General features: G+C 61.5%; 22 protein-coding genes and 1 other RNA gene. 15 read left to right on the forward strand and 8 right to left on the reverse strand.

Annotated features, from left to right (window positions below; all coding sequences use genetic code 11):
• Positions 1-41: 41 nt before the first annotated feature.
• Together BN1137_RS14910 and dcuC are read right to left on the reverse strand one after the other, a co-directional pair.
• Entirely contained in the window at positions 42-1,181 is a 1,140-nt protein-coding gene (locus BN1137_RS14910; RefSeq protein WP_050719356.1) for a M20 family metallopeptidase, read from the reverse strand.
• A gap of 85 nt (positions 1,182-1,266) precedes the next feature.
• Complete coding sequence (gene dcuC, locus BN1137_RS14915; protein ID WP_050719357.1) at positions 1,267-2,643, reverse strand: C4-dicarboxylate transporter DcuC; 1,377 nt, start codon at positions 2,641-2,643, stop codon at positions 1,267-1,269.
• Between the two features lie 285 nt (positions 2,644-2,928).
• Here dcuC and BN1137_RS14920 point away from each other — a divergent pair, with 285 nt between their 5' ends.
• The 7 genes from BN1137_RS14920 (at position 2,929) to BN1137_RS14945 (ending at position 9,200) form a co-directional block, all read left to right on the forward strand.
• Positions 2,929-3,243 carry a hypothetical protein gene (locus BN1137_RS14920; RefSeq protein WP_050719358.1) on the forward strand — a complete coding sequence of 105 codons (315 nt, stop codon included), beginning with the start codon at positions 2,929-2,931 and terminating at the stop codon, positions 3,241-3,243.
• A 210-nt stretch (positions 3,244-3,453) separates the two neighbouring features.
• Complete coding sequence (locus tag BN1137_RS14925) at positions 3,454-3,804, forward strand: ArsC family reductase (protein WP_050719359.1); 351 nt, start codon at positions 3,454-3,456, stop codon at positions 3,802-3,804.
• Between the two features lie 22 nt (positions 3,805-3,826).
• A complete protein-coding gene (gene dapE / locus BN1137_RS14930; protein WP_050719360.1) occupies positions 3,827-4,954 on the forward strand; it encodes a succinyl-diaminopimelate desuccinylase in 1,128 nt (375 codons plus the stop codon).
• Positions 4,951-5,640, forward strand: a complete 690-nt coding sequence (locus BN1137_RS14935) for a M15 family metallopeptidase (protein ID WP_050719361.1) — start codon at positions 4,951-4,953, stop codon at positions 5,638-5,640. Before dapE ends, BN1137_RS14935 begins: the two co-directional genes overlap by 4 nt.
• A 100-nt stretch (positions 5,641-5,740) precedes the next feature.
• On the forward strand, positions 5,741-5,887 hold the full coding sequence (locus BN1137_RS22490) for a hypothetical protein (protein ID WP_156128293.1): 147 nt from the start codon (positions 5,741-5,743) through the stop codon (positions 5,885-5,887).
• A gap of 308 nt (positions 5,888-6,195) precedes the next feature.
• Positions 6,196-7,923: a potassium/proton antiporter gene (locus BN1137_RS14940; RefSeq protein WP_050719362.1), complete on the forward strand. Its 1,728-nt coding sequence runs from the start codon at positions 6,196-6,198 to the stop codon at positions 7,921-7,923.
• Positions 7,924-8,099: 176 nt separating this feature from the next.
• Positions 8,100-9,200, forward strand: a complete 1,101-nt coding sequence (locus BN1137_RS14945) for a beta-N-acetylglucosaminidase domain-containing protein (RefSeq protein WP_050719363.1) — start codon at positions 8,100-8,102, stop codon at positions 9,198-9,200.
• Between the two features lie 235 nt (positions 9,201-9,435).
• On the opposite strand, the gene BN1137_RS14950 is transcribed toward BN1137_RS14945, so the two are convergent.
• Positions 9,436-10,068 (reverse strand): LysE family translocator, encoded by a 633-nt coding sequence (locus tag BN1137_RS14950; RefSeq protein WP_050719364.1) that lies wholly within the window; start codon positions 10,066-10,068, stop codon positions 9,436-9,438.
• 358 nt (positions 10,069-10,426) lie between these two features.
• On the opposite strand from BN1137_RS14950, the gene BN1137_RS14955 reads away from it, so the two are divergent.
• Together BN1137_RS14955 and BN1137_RS14960 are read left to right on the forward strand one after the other, a co-directional pair.
• Complete coding sequence (locus BN1137_RS14955; RefSeq protein ID WP_050719365.1) at positions 10,427-10,957, forward strand: DUF1523 family protein; 531 nt, start codon at positions 10,427-10,429, stop codon at positions 10,955-10,957.
• A 28-nt stretch (positions 10,958-10,985) separates the two neighbouring features.
• Positions 10,986-11,282, forward strand: a complete 297-nt coding sequence (locus tag BN1137_RS14960) for a winged helix-turn-helix domain-containing protein (protein ID WP_050719366.1) — start codon at positions 10,986-10,988, stop codon at positions 11,280-11,282.
• A 102-nt stretch (positions 11,283-11,384) separates the two neighbouring features.
• On the opposite strand, the gene BN1137_RS14965 is transcribed toward BN1137_RS14960, so the two are convergent.
• On the reverse strand, positions 11,385-11,855 hold the full coding sequence (locus tag BN1137_RS14965) for a hypothetical protein (RefSeq protein WP_050719367.1): 471 nt from the start codon (positions 11,853-11,855) through the stop codon (positions 11,385-11,387).
• Between the two features lie 30 nt (positions 11,856-11,885).
• Positions 11,886-12,821, reverse strand: coding sequence for a pyrimidine-specific ribonucleoside hydrolase RihA (gene rihA / locus BN1137_RS14970; RefSeq protein WP_050719368.1), 936 nt, complete (start codon positions 12,819-12,821; stop codon positions 11,886-11,888).
• A gap of 203 nt (positions 12,822-13,024) precedes the next feature.
• On the opposite strand from rihA, the gene BN1137_RS14975 reads away from it, so the two are divergent.
• Positions 13,025-13,723 carry an RluA family pseudouridine synthase gene (locus tag BN1137_RS14975; RefSeq protein ID WP_050719369.1) on the forward strand — a complete coding sequence of 233 codons (699 nt, stop codon included), beginning with the start codon at positions 13,025-13,027 and terminating at the stop codon, positions 13,721-13,723.
• Positions 13,724-13,958: 235 nt separating this feature from the next.
• Here BN1137_RS14975 and udp read toward each other — a convergent pair whose 3' ends face one another.
• Entirely contained in the window at positions 13,959-14,714 is a 756-nt protein-coding gene (gene udp / locus BN1137_RS14980; protein ID WP_050719370.1) for a uridine phosphorylase, read from the reverse strand.
• A gap of 392 nt (positions 14,715-15,106) precedes the next feature.
• Between udp and yiaY the strand changes: the two genes are divergently transcribed.
• From yiaY to BN1137_RS14995, 3 genes are all read left to right on the forward strand, one after another.
• Positions 15,107-16,258 carry an L-threonine dehydrogenase gene (gene yiaY, locus BN1137_RS14985; RefSeq protein WP_050719371.1) on the forward strand — a complete coding sequence of 384 codons (1,152 nt, stop codon included), beginning with the start codon at positions 15,107-15,109 and terminating at the stop codon, positions 16,256-16,258.
• 134 nt (positions 16,259-16,392) lie between these two features.
• On the forward strand, positions 16,393-16,731 hold the full coding sequence (locus tag BN1137_RS14990; RefSeq protein WP_050719372.1) for an outer membrane protein assembly factor BamE: 339 nt from the start codon (positions 16,393-16,395) through the stop codon (positions 16,729-16,731).
• 141 nt (positions 16,732-16,872) lie between these two features.
• Positions 16,873-17,508 (forward strand): NAD(P)H-binding protein, encoded by a 636-nt coding sequence (locus BN1137_RS14995; protein WP_050719373.1) that lies wholly within the window; start codon positions 16,873-16,875, stop codon positions 17,506-17,508.
• Positions 17,509-17,620: 112 nt separating this feature from the next.
• Here BN1137_RS14995 and BN1137_RS15000 read toward each other — a convergent pair whose 3' ends face one another.
• Positions 17,621-17,974 carry an RnfH family protein gene (locus BN1137_RS15000; RefSeq protein WP_050719374.1) on the reverse strand — a complete coding sequence of 118 codons (354 nt, stop codon included), beginning with the start codon at positions 17,972-17,974 and terminating at the stop codon, positions 17,621-17,623.
• The gene (locus tag BN1137_RS15005) at positions 17,967-18,401 is read right to left on the reverse strand and encodes an SRPBCC family protein (RefSeq protein ID WP_050719375.1); all 435 of its coding nucleotides are present in this window, start codon (positions 18,399-18,401) and stop codon (positions 17,967-17,969) included. Before BN1137_RS15005 ends, BN1137_RS15000 begins: the two co-directional genes overlap by 8 nt.
• A gap of 524 nt (positions 18,402-18,925) precedes the next feature.
• Between BN1137_RS15005 and smpB the strand changes: the two genes are divergently transcribed.
• Positions 18,926-19,414, forward strand: a complete 489-nt coding sequence (smpB, locus tag BN1137_RS15010; RefSeq protein WP_042652537.1) for an SsrA-binding protein SmpB — start codon at positions 18,926-18,928, stop codon at positions 19,412-19,414.
• A 134-nt stretch (positions 19,415-19,548) separates the two neighbouring features.
• Positions 19,549-19,908: a transfer-messenger RNA gene (gene ssrA / locus BN1137_RS22060) on the forward strand.
• Positions 19,909-20,166 lie beyond the last annotated feature (258 nt).

Genomic DNA, 20,166 nt, shown 5'->3' on the forward strand with positions numbered 1-20,166 from the left:
GAGGCCTTGGCCTCCCGTTTGCACTGCTTCAAATCGATTTTTTAGCGTGCCAGCTTGGTCAACACCCGCTTAAGCAGACGAATACGCGGCTCTATGCTGTCCAGCAGCAGGAACTCGCTCTCCGAGTGGAAGCCGCCCCCCATGGGGCCAAAGCCATCAAGCGACGGTACCCCGGCGGCCGCGGTGAAGTTCGCATCCGAGCCGCCGCCCGCCTCTAGCCAGTTGAAGGGGATCCCCTCCTCCTGCCCGGCGGCCTCCACCAGCGCCATCAGCGCCTGGGTATCTGCGTTCGGGCGCATGGCCGGCTTGAAGGTCTGGCGCTCCACCTCGACCCGGCAACCGGCCAGGAAGGGATTCTTGGCCATGAAGCCGAGCCGGTCGTTCACGGCGGCGGCTTCCTCATTGCTCCAGAAGCGCAAGTCGACGATGGCTTCGGCAAAGTCCGGCACCACGTTGACCCCGGTGCCACCCTGCACCACCCCCACGTTCATGGTGGTGCCGGTCTCCATGTTCACCTGCTCATTGATGGCCAGCACCCAGTTCGCGAGTTCGGTGATGGCGGAAACGCCTTCGGCCAATGCAGAGCCCGCGTGGGAGGCCTTGCCGTGGAAACGGATGCGGTACTTGGCGTTGCCCTTGCGGGCGCTGATGAGATCCCCGCTCGGGCGAGCCGCCTCGGCCACCAGCACACAGGTGCTCGAGGTGGCTTTTTCCACCAGCCACTCCTTGGACCAGGGGGAGCCTATCTCCTCGTCGCAGTTGCAGCACACCAGCACCCGGAGCTTGGCCAGCACAGCCGGATCCATGCCCTTGAGCGCATACCAGGTGGAGAGCAGGCCGCTCTTCATGTCCGACACACCGGGGCCGAAGGCCTGATTGCCCTCGACTTTAAGCGGCCGCTTGGCGGCGGTCCCTTCCGGGAACACCGTATCCATGTGGCCCACCAGCATCACGTCGTAGTGAGTGGCGCCTGGGGCATTGGTGATCTCGAGGCAGGGACCGCACTCGTCGGCGAACTGGTGGCGCACCACCTGCCAGCCGATGGCCTGGTACTTCTCGGTCATGATGTCGGCGACCCTGGCGACCCCGGCCGGGGTGCGGGTGCCGCAATCGAGATTGATCAGCGGCGCGAGGTCCGCCAGATAGGCGTCCAGGGAAAAGTCGTTGCGTGAATCTGTCATCATCGTCTCCATGTCGTGGGAAGGCAGGCCTCCCATCCAATAGCCGAGTGAAAAGAGCGGACGGCCAGAGCCGTCCGCCAGCTGATTACATAAACAGCAGATAGTTGAGCGCCAGCGCCGTCACCAAGGCGCCGGCCATGGGCACGCTGGTGCGCTTCACCACCACGAAGGGGGAGACCTTGGCGATGCCGGCGCAGGCGATGAGCACGGCGGCGATAGGGGAGATGCTGCGGCCGATACTGGAGGCGAGCTGCATCGGCAGCAACATGGTCACCGCCGGTACCCCGAACTTGGCCGCCACCGCGGGGGCCAGGGTGGAGAAGCTCAGGAAGGCGGCGTTGCCGGAGCCCATGATGACCGCGGCCACCATGATGAGGCCCACCATCACCAGCGTCATCAGGCCGCTGCCGATACCGGCATTGCTGGCGGAATGCAGCAGGGTATCGATGGCGCCGATGGCCTTGAGGGACTCGGCGAACAGTTCGGCGCAGACGATGAGCGCCACTACGGGGCCGAACACCTTGCCCATGCCGTCGAGGAAGCTCGAGAGCCCCGCAAAGGAGGTGCGCACCGAGCGGCTACGCAGCAGCTCGCACAGCATGCCGATGAACACCGACAGCAGCATGGCCACCTCCACGCTCATCTTGATGTTATCCACCAGGAGCTTGGAGAAGGTCATCATCAGCACGAAGGGGATGATGGGCAGCAGGGCATACCAGGTCGGCGCCTTCACCTCGTCGGTGCCCTGCTCGTCGAGCTCCGCGTGATCGCCGCGGTGCTGGGCGGGATCCCAGCCATCCTTGCGGTCACAGTGACGCTGCCAGAAGAAGTGCAGCACCATGGTCACCAGCAGCATGGGGGCCACCAGCCAGATCTGGTAATCCACGAAGTAGCTGGTCGGATCCATGCCGGACTGGCCGGCGGAGAAGATGGCGTTGGTCTGGGTCGGGCCAATCTCGAACGCCTGAGAGGTGGCGATGACGCCACAGGCGGAGGCCGGGCTGATGCCGAGGTTGCGCATCACCGGGTACATGGTGACCATCAGCAACAGACCGAGGCCGGTGGCGGAGGTGACGAACAGGGAGACGAACACCGCCACCAGATAGCAGATGGCCAGCATCAGGTAGCTGGACTGGATGCCCGCCACCGGTTTGACCGCTACCCGCACCAGGGCCTGGGAGGCTCCGATGTGGGACATGTAGGTGGCAAAGCCCGCCACCGCCATGATGGTGAGGCCAAGCCCCGCCGCCCGGTAGGAGAAGATCCCCTTGAACACCTCGAACAAGTCGAACAGGGCAAACCCGGTGCTCTTGTCGGCGGGCAGGATGGGATGCAGCCCGAGCCAGTAGGCCAGGGTGAACAGGCTCATCCCCGCCAGCGCCAGCACGGCCTGCGGGTTGTAGTCCTTGACGATGCCGTAGACCACGGCCATCAGCACGAACAAGACGAATAAGAGTTCCAAAATGCGCTCCTGATAAGGTTATCGAGGTGCGAAATCTAGTGGCGAGGCCGGGCTTTCCCATTGATCCCTATCAATAAAGATGACTTGAACAGATACTTACAGCACAAAATTCCACTTAAATCACAAAAAATAGACTTTAAAACCACTTTATAGCCACTAGAATTCCGTTACGTAGCAGCCAAGCCAACAACCTCAACTTTTTTTGCTTTGGATCAACATCCAGCGCAGTTGAACTGGCCAAGATGCCCATCGACACAACGCGACCATTTCGCACCGGAGAGAGTTATGACAAACCTGGCCACCGTAGAGAGCACCCATTGCGACTACAAGCTGTGGGACATCCTCATCGAGTCTGCAAAGGAGCGCACCACCATTCGCTACTCCAAGCTGGCCAAACAGGCCGGGCTGGAGGGCAGCCAGGACGAGCTGCGCACCCTGCTGCAGCGCATCCGCATGTATTGCACCGAGCACGAGCTGCCGACCCTCTCCGCCATAGTCGTGGACGACGTGGGCAAGTACGCCGGCCTCTCCTCCAGCCTGCCCAACGCCCCCTGGGAGCGTGCCCGGGTATTCGATTACCAGTGGCCCCTCTCGCCATAAGCCAAAAAACCGAGCATAGATCCTACAAAACGCGCCCACCGGCGCGTTTTGTGTTTTCAGGGCCGTCTCAAGGCAGCTGAACGGACGGCAGAAAAACGCTGGCGGCGGGGCGTCGCCGTTGCCATCACGGGATCGGAATGCCAGAATCGGGGCTTCGCGTGTTGTCACGCCTTTGTATTTCGGGCTCAGGCCCCGCGATTAAGGATCCCCATGGCCACCACCCTCTATGGCATCAAGAACTGCGACACCATCAAGAAGGCCCGCAAGTGGCTGGACGAGGCAGGCGTCGACTACCGTTTTCACGATCACCGCGCCGATGGGCTAGAGCCAACGCAGCTGGATCTGTGGCTCGAACGCCTCGGCTGGGAAGCCCTGCTCAACACCCGGGGCACCACCTTTCGCGCCCTGCCGGACGAAGACAAGCAGGGACTCGACAACGGCAAGGCCCGCGCCCTGCTGCTGGCCCAGCCCGCCATGATCAAGCGCCCGCTGCTGGACAAGGACGGCGAGCTGCACCTGGGCTTCAAGGCCGATCACTATCAATCCCTCTTCCCTCGTTAAACTTTTCTGTTAAGGAACGCCGATGTCGGATGTCATCGCACTGGCCAAGGATCTGATCCGCCGCCCCTCAGTTACCCCCCTGGACGAGGGGTGCCAGACCCTGATGGCGGCGCGCCTCGAGCGTCTGGGCTTCGTCATCGAGCCCATGGTGTTTGAAGATACCACCAACCTGTGGGCTCGCCGTGGCAGCGAAGGCCCGCTGTTCTGCTTCGCCGGTCACACCGACGTGGTGCCGGCCGGGCCGCTCGACAAGTGGCACACCCCGCCGTTCGAGCCGACCATCCAGGACGGCGTGCTGTACGGCCGCGGCGCCGCCGATATGAAAGGCTCCTTGGCCGCCATGGTGGTGGCCACCGAGCGCTTCGTGGCCCAGCATCCGGATCATTCGGGCTCCATTGCGTTTCTTATCACCTCCGATGAAGAGGGTCCCTTTATCAACGGCACCACCCGGGTGATCGACACCCTCGAGGCGAGAGACGAGAAGATCCGCTGGTGCATCGTCGGCGAGCCCTCCTCCACCCAGGAAGTGGGTGACGTGGTGAAAAATGGCCGCCGCGGCTCCATCACCGGCGATCTGCTGGTGCGCGGAGTGCAGGGCCACGTGGCCTATCCCCATCTGGCGGACAACCCCATCCACCGCGCGGCGCCCGCCCTGACCGAGCTGGCCGCCACCGTCTGGGACGAGGGCAACGCCTTCTTCCCCCCCACCAGCTTCCAGATTGCGAACATCCAGGGGGGCACCGGCGCTTCCAACGTCATCCCGGGCGAGCTGCAGGTGCAGTTCAACTTCCGCTTCAGCACCGAGCTGACCGATATAGAGATCCGCCAGCGGGTCGAAGCCCTGCTCGATCGCCATGGTCTCGACTATGCGCTGAACTGGACTCTGTCCGGCCAGCCCTTCCTGACCGGCACCGGCGCCCTGCTGGAGGCAGCAGTCGGGGCCATCGAGAGTGTCAATGGCCAGCGCCCGGCCCTGCTGACCACCGGTGGCACCTCTGACGGGCGCTTTATCGCCCCCACCGGTGCCGAAGTCATCGAGCTCGGGCCCGTCAACGCCACCATCCACAAGGTGAACGAGTGTGTGAAGGCGAGCGATCTCGATCTGCTGGCCGACATGTACCAAGGGGTGCTGGAGCGGTTGCTGCCATGACTCAGGATCAACTGCTGGGGCTGGACGAGAGCCACCTCATCCTGGTGGGGCGCGGCCCCCATCGCCTGACCGTCGCCACCGCGGCGGCCTTCAACGACATGCAAGTGGCCGCCGCCTACGCCGGTCACAATCTACAGCCCGCCTCCAGCTGGCGCGGCTTCGATCGTCAGCTCGCCATCTGGAACGGCAAGTGGCGCGGCGAACGTCCGCTGCTGGACGCGGCGGGCCAGCCGCTCGACGCGCTGCAACTCAGCGAGACCGAGCGGCTGCACGCCATCCTGCGCTGGAGTGCCCTGCCCGGCACCAGCCGCCATCACTGGGGCACGGATCTGGACATCTACGATCCGGACTGTCTGCCTGCCGCCACCAAGCTGGCGCTGGAGCCCTGGGAATATGAGGAGAACGGCTGGTTTAGCGACCTGAGCGACTGGCTCGGCGATCACATGAACGACTTCGGCTTCTTCCTGCCCTACGCCAAGCCGGCGGGGGAGAGCGATGGCGTCGCCTACGAACCCTGGCACATCAGCTTCGCGCTGGAAGCCGAGGAACAGCAACTTGATCCGGATGCACTGGCGCTTTGCCTGCAGCAGGCGGATATTGAAGGCAAGTCGACCGTACTGGCCCATCTCGACGAGATCATGGCCCGTTATGTCACCCCCTGTCTCGACGCGAGGAATCGCTCATGAAGACGGGGTATATTGAAGGTAAATTGACCATGCTGACCCGGCTCGACGAGCTCCTGGTCAGTGTTGACGTCACCCCCTGCCGCGACGAGAGGAGAAACTCATGAGTCTGTGGTTATGGATAGGCCTGCCGCTGCTGTTCCTGCTCGGCCTGTTTCTCAATGCCATCAAGGACATGAAACGGCTCGAGAAGCAGTTGCCCAAATACCGGGACAAGATCCGCGAAGTCAAAGACGACGAAGACGACTAAAGGCGACTAAATCCCGCGCAGGGGCCCGCTGGCGCCCCATTGCCCTCCTCCCCGGGGAGGGCAACCTTATTCCCCCACTCCCCCTTTTTGCTCCCCTGATCGACATTTTCGCAGACCCTGGCCGCCACACTTCACTGCTCTTTTTTGACCAGGAAGCCGCGGCGGACCTGGCCAGAAAAACAGCACGTAAAATGTAAAAAACTGCAAATTAATGCACAATTAAGCCACACAAGGCGACCCAAACTGCATATAATGTGCCTGTTTTGCATTCTGCTATTATTTTGCATTCTGCTATAAGGAGCTCGCCTTTGGATGCCACCACCATCAACAATTTCTTCTTTATCGGTGCCTTGTTGGTGGGATGCAGTGTCCTGTTAAGCGCGCTCTCCTCCCGTGTCGGTATCCCCATTCTGGTTATCTTCCTCGCCGTCGGCATGCTGGCCGGTGAGGATGGTCCTGGTGGCATCCATTTTGCCGATTATTCGGTCGCCTACCTGGTGGGCAACCTGGCGCTCGCCATCATCTTGCTCGACGGCGGCATGCGCACCCGGGTCTCCTCCTTTCGGGTCGCACTCTGGCCCGCCTTGTCGCTCGCGACCGTCGGGGTGGCCATCACCACCGGCCTGACCGGCCTCGCCGCCGCCTGGCTATTTGATCTCAACCTGATGCAGGGCATGCTCATCGGCGCCATCGTCGGCTCCACCGATGCGGCGGCGGTGTTCTCCCTGCTCGGCGGGCGCAGCCTGAACGAGCGGGTCAGCGCCACCCTGGAGATAGAGTCCGGTAGCAACGATCCCATGGCGGTGTTTCTCACCGTCACCCTGATCGAGGTGCTGGCGACCCAGCAGCAGGGGCTGGACTGGACCTTCCTGCTGCTGCAACTGGTCAAGCAATTTGGGCTCGGCGCCGGCCTCGGCCTTGGCGGCGGCTGGTTGCTGTGGCGCCTCATTAACAGCGCCAAGCTGGCCCCCGGCCTCTATCCCCTGCTCACCGTCAGCGGCGGCCTGCTGATCTTCGCCATCACCACGGCGGTGGGGGGCAGCGGCATTCTCGCCATCTACCTCACCGGCCTGCTGATCGGCAACCTCTCCCTGCGCAGCCGCAGCTCCACGCTGGCGGTGCTGGACGGGCTGACCTGGCTCAGCCAGATCGGCATGTTCCTGGTGCTGGGGCTGCTCGTCACCCCGAGCAACCTGCTGCCCATCGCCCTGCCCGCACTGGCGCTGGCGATGTGGATGATCCTGTTTGCCCGCCCGGTGTCAGTCTGGATTGGCTTGCTGCCGTTTAAAAACTTCGCCCCACGCGAGCGCTGGTTCATCTCCTGGGTGGGGCTGCGCGGCGCCGTGCCCATCATCCTGGCGGTCTTCCCCATGATGGCCGGGCTACCCAACGCCCAGCTCTACTTCAACGTTGCCTTCTTCGTGGTGCTGGTCTCCCTCATCCTGCAGGGCAGCTCGCTGCCGCTGGCATCGAAGCTGGCACGGGTCGAGGTGCCGGCGCCGCCCTCTCCCATCACCCGCTCCGGGCTCGAGATCGATCTCGACAGCCAGTGGGAAACCTTCGTCTATCGCCTGAGCGCCGAGAAGTGGTGCATCGGCTCCCCCCTGCGGGAACTGCGGATGCCGGAGGGCACTCGCATCTGCGCGCTGTTCCGGGGTCAGGAGCTGCTGCACCCCTCGGGTAGTACCCGCTTGCAGTCCGATGACATCCTCTGCGTCATCGGCCACGAGCGCGATCTCCCCGCCCTCGGCCAGCTGTTCAGCCAGGCGCCCGAGCAGGATCTGGGCCCGCGCTTCTTCGGTGACTTCCTGCTGGAGGCGGCCGCCAAGCTGGTGGATCTCGCCCCGCTCTATGGGCTGGATGTGAGCGAGGCGGCGGATCAGACACTCGGTGACTTTATCGCTGGCCAGTTGGGCGATAATCTGGTGGTCGGTGACCACTTCGCCTGGCAGGGTCTGCTCTGGACGGTGGCGGAAATGGAAGAGGGTGAACCGCGCAAGATAGGGGTACGCTTCCTGGAAGAAGATCCGGTTTAAGGCGCCTGTCTGGTCCGCTTAAATCACCGCCGCCAAGAGCCTGCTGCCGACACGGGGTGAATAGCGGCGCAGTCACCGCTCTTTGTAGTGATAATAAGGTTCAAAGCAGCACATCTTTCTGATCCACGGATTTTCGCAAGACGGTGGACAGGTTTTTAGCGAGAAGGGAGTCGATTATGCCTTACCAAACCCTGTTGTCAGGTCTCACCCCTCCCTCGCCCAAACTGGGCCTGATCGAGGGCTTCTTCGGCAAAGGCTGGAGCTGGGAGGCCCGCGCCCGTTACGCCCAGTGGCTGCCCCGTCATGGCTACGGCTTCTACATCTACGCGCCAAAAGAAGATGGCTATCTGCGCAAGCACTGGGCCCAGCCCTGGCCCGCACAGCAGCTCGACGATCTGCGTCGCCTGGCCCAGCAGTGCCGCGACAACGGCCTCGCCTTCGGGGTGGGCTTAAGCCCCATGGGCGCCCATCACGACTATCCTCACAAGCGCGCCGCGCTGCTGGAGAAGGTGCGGCTCATCGACGAGGCGCTGCAACCGGACATACTGGCGGTGCTGTTTGATGACATGAAGGGGGACACCCCGGATCTCGCCCACTGGCAGCTCACCATAGCCCACGACATCGCGGCCCACAGCAAAGCCAGCCGGCTGCTGTTCTGCCCCAGCTACTACTCCACCGATCCCGTGCTGGAGAAGGTGTTCGGCGCCATGCCGCCCCACTACCTGCAGGATCTCGGTCAGGGTCTGGACAAGGGTTTTGACATCTTCTGGACCGGTCCCAAGGTCTGCTCCAGCGAGTACCCGGCGGCGCACCTCAAACAGGCCGCCGACTGGCTGCACCGCAAGCCCTTCCTGTGGGACAACTACCCGGTCAACGACGGCAGCAAGGCCAGCAGCTTCCTGCACCTGCGCGCCTTCGAGAACCGCACCGAACTCGGCGATCTGGTGGCGGGCCACGCGGTCAACCCCATGAAGCAGGCGGCGCTCTCGGTGCTGCCGCTCGCCACCCTGCCGGTGAGCTACAAGCTCGGCAAGCAGTACGATCCGGACAAGGCGCTGCACGCCTCCCTCAACGCCACCTGCGGCCCGCAGATCTCCGCCATGATCCAGGCAGACCTGCCGCTGTTCCAGGACATCGGCCTGGCCCAGCTCACCCCGGAGCAACAGACCTATCTCAAGGCTCGCTACCTGCCGTTCCAGGATCAGATCTGCGTGAGCGAGATCTTGCGCTGGCTGGCGGGGGAATATGTGTTCGATCCGGACTGTCTGACCGACTAACCAGCGCCGCCAGCCACCCACGAAAAAGGCCACCTCCCTGCCCGGCAGAGAGGTGGCCTTTTTGCATTGCTCGCGCTATCAGAAGCGGTTCACGACCTGTCACGAGAGGCAGTCAGCAAGGTGAAGAGCAGCGCAGGAACCGGAGCGTATACACATACGTGAGCCATTTGTTTCACATAGGTGAGCAGCACATGAGCCTTGATCACGGCCTCGCAGTAAGATCGTGAACAGGTTCTCAGCCGAAGGCCAGCCAGACGCCCACAAACAGCATCAGGGAGCCGGCGATGCGGTTCATCAGGGTGACGTTGCCGCTTTTGGCGAGGAAGTGGCGCAGGGTGCGGCCACCGCTCGCGTAGAGCAGCAGGCAGCTGAACTCGATGACCAGGATCAGGGTCACCAGGGCGCCTATCTGCGGCGCCATCGGCTTGGCCGCATTGATGAAGGGCGGCAACAAGGAAACCATGAAGGCCCAGCCCTTGGGGTTGGCGATGGCGGTGACAAAGCCCTGCAGTGCCAGCCCGAGCGGCTTGGTCTGCTGGCCGGCCGACAGGTCCGCCGGTATGGCCATCTTGCCCTTAGCCTGCCACATCTGGATGCCGAGCCAGACCAGGTAGGCGCCCCCCACGTATTTGAAGGCCGAGAACAGCGCCGGGTAGTTAAGCATGACGGCCGCCACCCCCACCACGGAGAGCACGGACACCAGGCCGACCCCGATGAGTTCCCCCCACATCATGTGCAGGGTACGGCGCACCCCCAGGCTCATGCCGAGGGTCATCGCCAGGGTCATGCACATGCCCGGGGTGACGGAAACGAAGAAGAACGTGGGAATAAACAGCGCCAGAATAGCGGGATCAATCCAGTGGGACACACTACACCTCCATGATAACAAGCCTTCAATCTTGCCCATCCGCCTCTTTTCACACAAGAAAAAACCTTTTCCAGCGGCGGATTTCAGTCATAACAACTCGCTCAGCCCGCCAAGGCAAGCGCCGACCGTCAGCCACTGTCACAGCGCGCCTCAAAATGGCACTTATCACCGCGCCGCGGCCATCACAGGCAAGCCCGCCTCGACATCCCCACGACAGAGCGGGCAACCCGCCACGGGTTGTCAGAAGACCGGCTGTTTTAAACGACTTTTTGGGCATTGGGCGCCATTAGGGGCTGGGCTCTATCCGCAAATATGGGTATTGTAGAGGCACGCCATTCCCCCTCACCTAGAGAACACCATGAGCCCGAAGTTCAAGAAACCCGCCTTTATCTGTCTGGGCCTGATCGCCCTGCTCTCCGCGCTCTGGCTCGACTATTACCTGCCGGAACACACCATCGCCACCATCACCGGGGTTGAGGTGAAGCGCACCGACAAGGACGGCCCCATCAGCCAGAAAAATCCGGCAGATGGCCCCACCGTGGATGTCTATTACATCTACACCGAGCGCCCCGGCGAGAAGATCCGGGTGTTCCGCAATGAAGATACCCTGTGGGGCTGGCCCTTCTACTTCAAGTTCAATGCCGCCGACGTGCAGGCCAAGGCCAAGTCCATGGAGTTCGAGAAGCGCCTGGCCATCATCACCTCCTACGGCTGGCGCGTGAACATGTTCTCCCTGTTCCCCAACGTCACCAAGATCGAGAGCACCCAACCTGACGCCTCTACCTGGAGCTTCTTCCGCTGGTTCTGGTTCGGCATCTGGGCGCTGGTGATGGGCAAGGCTGCCATCGCGACCTGGCGTTACTTCGACCGGCTGGAAGATGAGATATGAAGAAGCCGCTATGCCTCGGGGGTCACTCATGAGTGAGCCAAGCAAGACAAAATCGAGCTTCTACCGCCGGCTCTATGTCGCTCATCTGATAAGCCAAGGCACCGATACCATCCCTGCCATCATGGCAGCGACCGGTATGCCGAGGCGCACCGCCCAGGATACGCTAAGTGCCCTGGCGGAGCTCGACATCCTCTGCGGCTTCGAGCAGACCGAGGGGGCGCGCCATCTACAGGGTCACTATCGCATCAGTGACTGGGGGCCCATCAACCCGGATTGGATTGCGGCCAATCTGCCCGTCATCAAGGAAACCCTCGGCTATCCCTGAGGGTCTATCTCATCAGCTAGAGATGCAATAACGAGAGGGGAGCCATGGCTCCCCTCTCTGTTGTCTGACGGTAGATAGTTCAGCCCATCTTGTGGCTCGCCCCTATTCCGGGAACGGCTCTTCGGGCAGCGACTCCTCCATCTCCCCCTTGGTGCAATCGATAATGGAGCGTTTGGGGTTGTTGGGGTCGCGTAGCAGCAAGGGAGCCTCGCCCCGATTGTGCTTCTCCTCGTCGGTAAACTCGCTGCCATAGGCGTTGTGAGTCAGCCGTCTGGCATTGGCGATGGGGGTGTCGACAAAGAGCGCATGCACCTCGAAGGTCGACGCCGGCACGAGAAAACCGGTGATGGGCAGGCCATGCAGCTCCTGGTGGGTCTTGTACCAGGCGAAGCCATCGGTAGTCTTGTAGGGTGTGAAGGTCTTGAGCTGCGGATCTGAAGCCTCCCCGCTCTCGCTGTCGAGATAGAGATGATCCAGATCGCAGGTCGCCAGCCCCTGCCACATCCTCTCAAATGGCGTGGCACAGGCCGTCAGTTGCATACAAACCAGCAGTGCCAGCGTCTCTTTTCCCATCCCCTGCCCCCTGTCCATTCACACCCGATATCAATTAAATGCCTGCAGACGCTGCACCAGCAGATCGATAAAACCGCCCCGATCCAGCCCCAGCACCACATGGGCGTTGGCCGCATTGCCGGTCAGGCCATAGCGATCCACCACCGTCATCCCCACAGTATGCACAGCTTGCGTCTCGATGCCGACCCAGCAATCCGTCCCGTGGAACAGGGCCGGTGCCAGCAACCAGGCGATGGTGCAGGGATCGTGCAAGGGAGCACCGAGGAAACCCCACTTGGGGTCTCTGTGGTAGATCATGAAGAAATCGAGCAGCTCCGCCACGCAGCGAGCCACCGGATTGGCGATGGCGCGCACCCGCTCGATGTCCGCGTCCATCACCTGCGCCTGATGGGTCACATCCAGCCCGCACATGGTAATGGGAATACCGGATTTGAACACCATGTCGGCCGCTTCGGGATCCACATAAATGTTGAACTCCGCCGCCGGGGTCCAGTTGCCCGCCCCGGCCGCCCCGCCCATCAGCACGATGCGCCCTATCTTGGGGTGCAGCTCGGGATGGGCCGCCAGCAGCAGGGCGATATTGGTGAGCGGGCCGGTCGGCACCAGAGTGACCGGCTCCGGGCTCGCGCGCAGCGCCTTTGCCATCAGCTCAAGCGCCGTCATGGGCTGGGGGGTGAAGCCGGGATCCGGCAGCCTTGGGCCATCGAGCCCCGACTCCCCGTGCACATTGTCGGCGATGATAAGCTCGCGGGCCAAGGGCTTGGGCGCCCCCGCCGCCACCGGAATATCCTGGCGGCCGAGCAGGGTGAGGATGCGCAGGGCATTGTTGAGGGTCTTGTCCGGCGTCTGATTGCCCGCACTGGTGGTCACCGCCAGCACCCGCAGCTCGGGGCTGGCCAGCGCCAGGATGAGGGCGATGGCATCATCGTGGCCGGGATCGCAATCGAGAATGACGGGCAGTGGCATGACAGACTCCTGTACAACGGAAAAGGGAGCCATACCTTAGCAACAGGGCGTCGCTTGAACTCGGCAGACGGTCACAAAACGGACTAGGTCGGGGCGGCAACGCGCCTGTTTGCCGATAAAACCGGCAGCCGCGCCGTGCCAGATTCGCTCACCGGGGGAAAATTGGCTATCATCTGCTCCCCATTCTTCGCCAGCTCAGCACCATGTCTGCCATCGTCGACACCTTTATCGCCCCCCCTTGCCATACCGACATCGAGATCCTGCATCAGGATGCGCATCTGCTGCTGATCAACAAGCCGAGCGGCCTGCTCAGCCTCTCGGGCAAGAACCCACAGAACCTCGATTCGGTGCACTATCGGCTGGTACAGGATTTTCCCGGTTGCACCCTGGTGCATCGGCTCGACTTTGGCACCTCCGGCCTCATGGTGGTGGCCAGAAACAAGGCCATCAACGCCCTCCTGTGCCAGCAGTTCAGCCAGCGCACCGTGGCCAAGACCTACGAGGCGCTGCTCTGCGGCCATCTGGCCGAGGATGAGGGGATCATCGATGCCCCCATCGCCAAGGATCCGGCGCTGTTCCCGCTGATGAAGATCTGCGCCGCCAGCGGCAAGCCCGCCCGCTCCCGCTATCGGGTGCTGGAGCGCCTCACCCGCCAACAGGGGCAGGATGTGCCGCTGTCACTGACCCGGGTGATGCTGACGCCCGAGACCGGCCGCACCCATCAGCTGCGCATCCACTGCCAGCAGTTGGGTCATCCTATTCTCGGCTGCGATCTCTATGGCGGCCTGCTGCCACCGGGCACCGAGCGGCCCCCCAGATTGATGCTGCACGCCAGCGCCCTGGACTTCGTCCACCCAATGAGCGGCGAGCCCGTGGTAGCGAGGTGTGCCAGTCCGTTCTGATACGGCAGAAGAAATACAGGTTGGGAAAAGCAAATGGACTTAGTCCCCCCGCCGAGCGGCAAGCCCGTGGCAGCGATATATGCTGGTTATCTGTGATGCGGCAGAAGAAATGAAGGTTGGGATGCTAGAGACGGGACGAACGACGGTTACGCTGGCAAACGGCAGATAAAGATAGGGGCCGCGCTTTCGCAACGGCCCCCACCCCCCACTCGTGCTCTTGTGACAAGAGCCGCGATTAGATCAGCTTGCGGGCGGCGCCCAGCACGATCTTGATCGCATCAGATTCAGTTTTTGCCATGGTGGCCGCACTCGGGATCTCTTGCTGGGTGCGGTTGACGATGATACCCGCCACCATACCGGCACGCAGGCCCTGGCTGGCACACATGGTCAACAGGGTGGCAGACTCCATCTCGAAGTTCAGCACGCCCATGGATTGCCACTCTTTCATGGAACCCTGGAAGCGGTTAACCACACGGCCGGAGTAAGTGTCGTAACGCTCCTGACCCGGGTAGAAGGTATCGGAAGACGCGGTCACGCCCACGTGCAGCTTGGAGCCCAGCTCCTTGGCGGTCTCGACCAGTGCGGTGGTGCACTCGAAATCGGCAACGGCCGGGAATTCCATCGGTGCGAAGTGCAGGCTGGCACCGTCGAGGCGCACGGAGCCGGTGGTGACGATCACGTCGCCCACGTTCAGGTGCGGCTGGATGGCGCCGGTGGTGCCGATGCGCAGGAAGGTACGGATGCCCAGCTGAGCCAGCTCTTCCACTGCGATGGAGGTGGACGGGCCACCGATACCGGTGGAGCAAATGATGACGGCGGTGCCGCCCATCTCGCCACGCCAGGTGGTGAATTCACGATGGCTGGCCAGGTGTACCGGGTTGTCCAACAGTTCTGCGATGCGCTTCACGCGCTCGGGGTCACCAGGAACGATCGCCAGGGTGGCGCCTTGCAGATCAGCTTTCTTCAAACCCAAGTGGAAAACATCAGACATATTGGACTCCTGGTTGCGCCTCGCCACCGGGCGGCAAGGTGCAGTTAAGATGGTGCTTCGTTTACTTTCAAGCCTGCTTCCCCATCGTTTTGGGGAAGGGGGCACTATGGTCGAAAGCGCTTTCCAATTCCTTGAAGCAACTCACACTTCCACGCATTGACAGTCACTAATTCTGCGCAAAACGTTTGCTAACTTGATGAATTTAATGGAAAACGTTTTTCCATTACCCCCTCCTTCCCGGCGCTTGTCAAGCCCTCTCTCAGGGGACGCAATCAGAGCGCGATCGAGTCCACAAAGTTGCAAACCAGATACCATTGACCCCTTTTTATCTCCTCCTGTGCTGCTATGTTGACGCCCGCATACCACTTAATGGCTAATTATCGGAGTCCTCCATGGCGACATTCAAATTCTACATTCCCGCAGTCAATCTGATGGGAGCCGGCTGCCTGCAAGAGGCGGCAGCCGATATTCAGGGCTATGGCCATCGCAAGGCGCTGATCGTCACCGACCGCGTCCTCAATCAGATAGGCGTGGTGGCCCGGGTCGCCAAGCTCTTGGCGGAGCATGGCATCGAGAGCATGGTGTTCGACGAGACCAAACCCAACCCCACCATGACCAACGTGGAAGCGGGCCTGGCCATGCTCAAGGCCAACGGCTGTGACTGCGTAATTTCGCTCGGCGGTGGCTCCCCCCACGACTGCGCCAAGGGCATCGCCCTGGTGGCCGCCAACGGTGGCAGCATTCAGGATTATGAAGGGGTGGATCGCTCCGCCAAGCCGCAGTTGCCGCTGATTGCCATCAACACCACCGCCGGCACCGCCTCCGAGATGACCCGGTTTTGCATCATCACCGACGAGGCCCGTCACGTGAAGATGGCCATCGTCGACAAGCACGTCACCCCGCTGATGTCGGTCAACGACCCCGAGCTGATGCTGGCCAAGCCTGCCGGTCTCACCGCCGCCACCGGCATGGATGCCCTGACCCACGCCATCGAGGCTTATGTCTCCATCGCCGCCACCCCGGTCACCGATGCCAGCGCCATCATGGCCATCCAGCTCATCGCCAAACACCTGCGCACCGCCGTGGCACAGGGGGATGATCTGCATGCCCGCGAGCAGATGGCCTATGCCCAGTTCCTGGCCGGCATGGCGTTCAACAACGCCAGCCTCGGCTATGTGCACGCCATGGCGCACCAGCTCGGCGGCTTCTATGACCTGCCCCACGGCGTCTGCAATGCGGTGCTGCTGCCCCACGTGCAGGCCTATAACGCCCAGGTGAGCGCCGCTCGCCTCAAGGACGTGGCCCGGCACATGGGCGTGGATGTCAGCGCCATGAACGACGAGCAGGGCGCCGCCGCCGCCATCGATGCCATCAAGCAGCTGGCGCGGGATGTGAAGATCCCGGCCGGGCTGGAACAACTCGGCGTCAAGGCCGATGACTTCGATCTGCTGGCGACCAATGCGCTGAAGGATGCCTGCGGCTTCACCAACCCGAAACAGGCGAGCCACGCCGAGATCGTCGCCATCTTCCGCAGCGCCATGTAACCCTTGCGGTATTTGCCAAGGGCCGCCATGCGGCCCTTTTTATTGGTTGATGGATCAATGGCTTTTTACTTCCGCACAGGGAGTGGGTATGATTTGCCGAGCTAAAAAGACTGTATGGATGATCTGAACCCGATATGCGGATGAAACACCTGATTGCCGCGGCTCTGACCGCCCTCACCCTGTCCGGTTGCAGCCTGGTCTATCGCATCGATATTCCCCAGGGCAACTATGTGGAACAAAAACAGGTCGACAAACTGCGCCAGGGCATGACCCGCGAGCAGGTTGAATTCGTGCTGGGTTCTCCCATGCTGCGCGACGGCTTCGATCCCAACACCTGGTACTATCTCTATGAGTTCACGCCCGGGCGTGGTGACAAGGAGCGCAAGGAGCTGGCCCTGAACTTCGTTGGAGATCGGCTGGCGACGGCCACGGGCGACTTCCCGCTCCCGGCAGCCTTCACCACTCCGCTCTGATATCTCGCAAAACCGGCCAAGGCCGGTTTTGTTTTATGCGCCATTGCGGCCGATGCGTTATCAAGGTGCCGTTATCAAGGTGCAATGGCCCGTCTGTGGCGCCATGCTGAGAGACACGCATCAGCCCCAGAGGAGAGAGTCATGAGCCAAGTCCTGATCGCAGGCGCCACCGGCCTCATCGGCCGGGAGCTCGTCCGCCAGCTCGCCCCCGAGTATTCGCTGACCCTGCTCTGCCGCAAACCGGGCGCAGCGGCCCCAAACCACCACTGGCTGCCAGTCGACTTCGACCGCCTGGACGAGGTTGCGCTGCCCACCCCCATCGATATTGCCTTCTGCTGCCTTGGCACCACCCGCAAGGACGCCGGCTCCGACGCCGCCTTTCGCCGGGTCGATCTCGACTATGTGCTGGCCTTCGCCGCCCTCGCCCGTCGCCACGGTTGCCGCCGTTTTATCGTGGTCTCCAGCCTCGGCGCCAATCCCCGCTCCCCCGCCCTCTACCCCCGCACCAAGGGCGAGATGGAGCAGGCCCTGCTGGCACAGGAGTGGCAACGGCTCGCCATCCTGCGCCCCGCCATGCTGCTCGGCGATCGCCAGCCACCGCGCGCCGCCGAGCAACTCATTCAGGCCATCTACCCGCTGATAAAACCGCTGCTGCGAGGGCGATTCAGCCGCTGGCGCGCCATCGAGGCACGCCAGGTGGCCCATGCCATGCGCGTGCTCGCCCAGCAGGAGAGCGGCATTGAGACGCTGGAAAACGAGCAGTTGCTTGCGCTGTAGACACGACCCGACACGCCGACTAGCTGCTGCCCATCCAAATCCAGCAGCATGAAATAGCAAAGAGGCGCCATGGCGCCTCTTGTTTATGCTGTAAAAATGATCTCAATTAGAGCTACTCGGCATCGTCCCGCTTGCGATGCACGTCGGGCCGGCCGCCGGTGACCACGTCGGCACGGCCTTCCTCTTTCGCCTTCTCGGCCCGCTTCTTGCGCATCTCTTTCGGGTCGGCGATCAGCGGACGGTAGATCTCGATGCGATCCCCATCCTGCACCGGCTCGGCGCCCTTGACCGGACGGCTGTAGATGCCGAATTTGTTGACCGCGAGATCGATCTCCGGGTGTTTGTTCAGTATGCCGGACTGCTCGATGGCGGTCAGCACGCTGGTGCCGGGAGCAACCCGGATGCGCAGTACGGTTTGCCGCTCTGGCAGGGCATAGGCGACTTCGATATTGAGCAGATCAGACACCGTATACCACCTTGGCGCGGTTGGAGAAGGCGAGCACCATGGAGCCCACCAGATCGCGGAAGATCTGGCCAAAGGCCAGTTCGATCAGCTTGGAAGTGAACTCGAAATCGAGATCGAACTCCACCTTGCAGGCATCCACATCGAGCGGCGTGAAGGTCCACCAGCCCGCCAGGGTCTTGAAGGGACCCTCCACCAGCTCCATCTTGATCTGACGATTGGCATCGAGCAGGTTGCGGGTGGTAAAGGTCTTGGCAATGCCCGCCTTGGCCACATCGACCGAGGCCATCATGTAATCCTCGCCCGTCTCGTGGACGCGGCTACCGACACAGCCGGGCAGAAACTCGGGATAAGCGTGAACATCATTGACCAGCCTGAACATTTGTTCGGCGCTGAACATCACCAGGGCACTACGAGTAATACGGGGCATGGGCTTTCCTCATCCAATCGGCCCGATTTTACCACCTTGTCAGCCAAAATCACCGCCGAAAAGGTGCACAACACCATCCGCCGACCCATTGCTCATTTTATCACCACGCCTTGTCGCGTAGAAATCGCCCCGACCTCCCAACATCACCCCGGAACTGCTCATAAAGCCACTACTCGTATTCGAGGCTGTCCTCTTACGTTCGATTAAAACCGTCTTGCCTCCCAACATCACGCCGAAGCTGCTTATAAAACCACCGACATGGCAGTTGCATGTTTTAGCGCTGCCGCCTTATTTTCCGGTTAAAACCGCCTTGCCTCCCAAAATCATCCCGGAACTGCTCATAAAGCCACCACTCGCACCATTGTACGTTTTGCCGCTGCCGTCTCACACGGGTTAAAACCGCCCTGCCTCCCAAAATCATCCCGGAACTGCTCATAAAGCCACCACTCGAGCGGTTGCGCGTTTTACAGCCGCCGCCACCCACGTATAATGCGCCTTCATCAACATCGCCGAAGGCCCCCGTCATGAGCAAAAAGAACAGTAAAAACAAAGCCGGGTCCAGCACCATTGCACTCAACAGAGGTGCCCGCCACGAGTACTTCATCGAAGAGCGTGTGGAAGCCGGCCTGTCCCTGCAAGGGTGGGAAGTCAAATCTCTGCGGGCGGGCAAGGCCAACATCAGCGAAGCCTATGTCATCTTCCTGCAAGGCGAGGCCTTCCTGTTCGGCTCCACCTTCCTGCCGCTGAACGCCGCCTCCAGCCACGTGGTGTGTGACCCGACCCGCACCCGCAAACTGCTGCTGAGCCGCCGTGAACTCGACAAGCTCGAAAGCCTGACCGCCCGTCAGGGTTACACCATAGTGCCGCTGGCGCTCTACTGGAAAGAGTGCTGGGTCAAGGTCGAAATAGGCCTGGTGAAGGGCAAGAAAGAACACGACAAGCGGGAAGACACCAAGGCCCGTGAATGGGATCGGGAAAAAGCCCGCATCATGAAGAACAAGAACCGCGGCTGATAACAGGCCGCCGGCGCCGCCACCAAGATGAGGACGGCGCCCAATAAACCAGCAATCGACCGGCATCAGCCGGTCGATTGCCATCAACGCCTTGCCATGACAGGATTTTTGCGTACAATCGCTTTTGACAACTTGGGGCTGATTCTGGATTCGACAAGATTCACGAAACCCAAGGTGCATGCCGAGGTGCGGTAGGCCTCGTTAACAAACCGCAAAAAAATAGTCGCAAACGACGAAAACTACGCACTCGCAGCTTAATAACCTGCGCTGAGCCCTTCTACCCTAGCTTGCCTGTGTCCTAGGGAATCGGAAGGTCATCCTTCACAGGATCGTGTGGAAGTCCTGCTCGGGGCGGAAGCATTAAAACCAATCGAGCTAGTCAATGCGTGGCGTGTCTCTCCGCAGCGTGTTGGCGAATGTAAAGAGTGACTAAGCATGTAGTACCGAGGATGTAGTAATTTTGGACGGGGGTTCAAATCCCCCCAGCTCCACCAATTTAACTAGGACACCGACAGGACAACACGAGTTAAAACAGCAACTTAGCGAAACCATCGCGACAGAGGCTGGCCTGAAACAGGAACCAAAATGATCCACCGGTGATCCAAGATTTAGAAAGCCTGCAGAAATGCAGGCTTTTTTCTTTTCTCCCCTCCAAGACATAGAAAAGCCCGCTCAGTAGCGGGCCAATCCGAATCCTTCCACATCTTTACGACGCAGCAGCTTCATCGCGTAGTTTCTCTAGAATGCGCGCG

This window comes from Aeromonas tecta (genome assembly GCF_000820185.1).
Lineage (GTDB): Bacteria > Pseudomonadota > Gammaproteobacteria > Enterobacterales > Aeromonadaceae > Aeromonas > Aeromonas tecta.

Bases quoted from the DNA above. Each gene is read 5' to 3' on its own strand.
- BN1137_RS14910 (WP_050719356.1), bottom strand. From the start codon at position 1,181: ATGACAGATTCACGCAACGACTTTTCCCTGGACGCCTATCTGGCGGAC.
- BN1137_RS14920 (WP_050719358.1), top strand. From the start codon at position 2,929: ATGACAAACCTGGCCACCGTAGAGAGCACCCATTGCGACTACAAGCTG.
- BN1137_RS14925 (WP_050719359.1), top strand. From the start codon at position 3,454: ATGGCCACCACCCTCTATGGCATCAAGAACTGCGACACCATCAAGAAG.
- dapE (WP_050719360.1), top strand. From the start codon at position 3,827: ATGTCGGATGTCATCGCACTGGCCAAGGATCTGATCCGCCGCCCCTCA.
- BN1137_RS14935 (WP_050719361.1), top strand. From the start codon at position 4,951: ATGACTCAGGATCAACTGCTGGGGCTGGACGAGAGCCACCTCATCCTG.
- BN1137_RS22490 (WP_156128293.1), top strand. From the start codon at position 5,741: ATGAGTCTGTGGTTATGGATAGGCCTGCCGCTGCTGTTCCTGCTCGGC.
- BN1137_RS14945 (WP_050719363.1), top strand. From the start codon at position 8,100: ATGCCTTACCAAACCCTGTTGTCAGGTCTCACCCCTCCCTCGCCCAAA.
- BN1137_RS14955 (WP_050719365.1), top strand. From the start codon at position 10,427: ATGAGCCCGAAGTTCAAGAAACCCGCCTTTATCTGTCTGGGCCTGATC.
- BN1137_RS14960 (WP_050719366.1), top strand. From the start codon at position 10,986: ATGAGTGAGCCAAGCAAGACAAAATCGAGCTTCTACCGCCGGCTCTAT.
- BN1137_RS14965 (WP_050719367.1), bottom strand. From the start codon at position 11,855: ATGGGAAAAGAGACGCTGGCACTGCTGGTTTGTATGCAACTGACGGCC.
- rihA (WP_050719368.1), bottom strand. From the start codon at position 12,821: ATGCCACTGCCCGTCATTCTCGATTGCGATCCCGGCCACGATGATGCC.
- BN1137_RS14975 (WP_050719369.1), top strand. From the start codon at position 13,025: ATGTCTGCCATCGTCGACACCTTTATCGCCCCCCCTTGCCATACCGAC.
- udp (WP_050719370.1), bottom strand. From the start codon at position 14,714: ATGTCTGATGTTTTCCACTTGGGTTTGAAGAAAGCTGATCTGCAAGGC.
- yiaY (WP_050719371.1), top strand. From the start codon at position 15,107: ATGGCGACATTCAAATTCTACATTCCCGCAGTCAATCTGATGGGAGCC.
- BN1137_RS14990 (WP_050719372.1), top strand. From the start codon at position 16,393: ATGCGGATGAAACACCTGATTGCCGCGGCTCTGACCGCCCTCACCCTG.
- BN1137_RS14995 (WP_050719373.1), top strand. From the start codon at position 16,873: ATGAGCCAAGTCCTGATCGCAGGCGCCACCGGCCTCATCGGCCGGGAG.
- BN1137_RS15005 (WP_050719375.1), bottom strand. From the start codon at position 18,401: ATGCCCCGTATTACTCGTAGTGCCCTGGTGATGTTCAGCGCCGAACAA.
- smpB (WP_042652537.1), top strand. From the start codon at position 18,926: ATGAGCAAAAAGAACAGTAAAAACAAAGCCGGGTCCAGCACCATTGCA.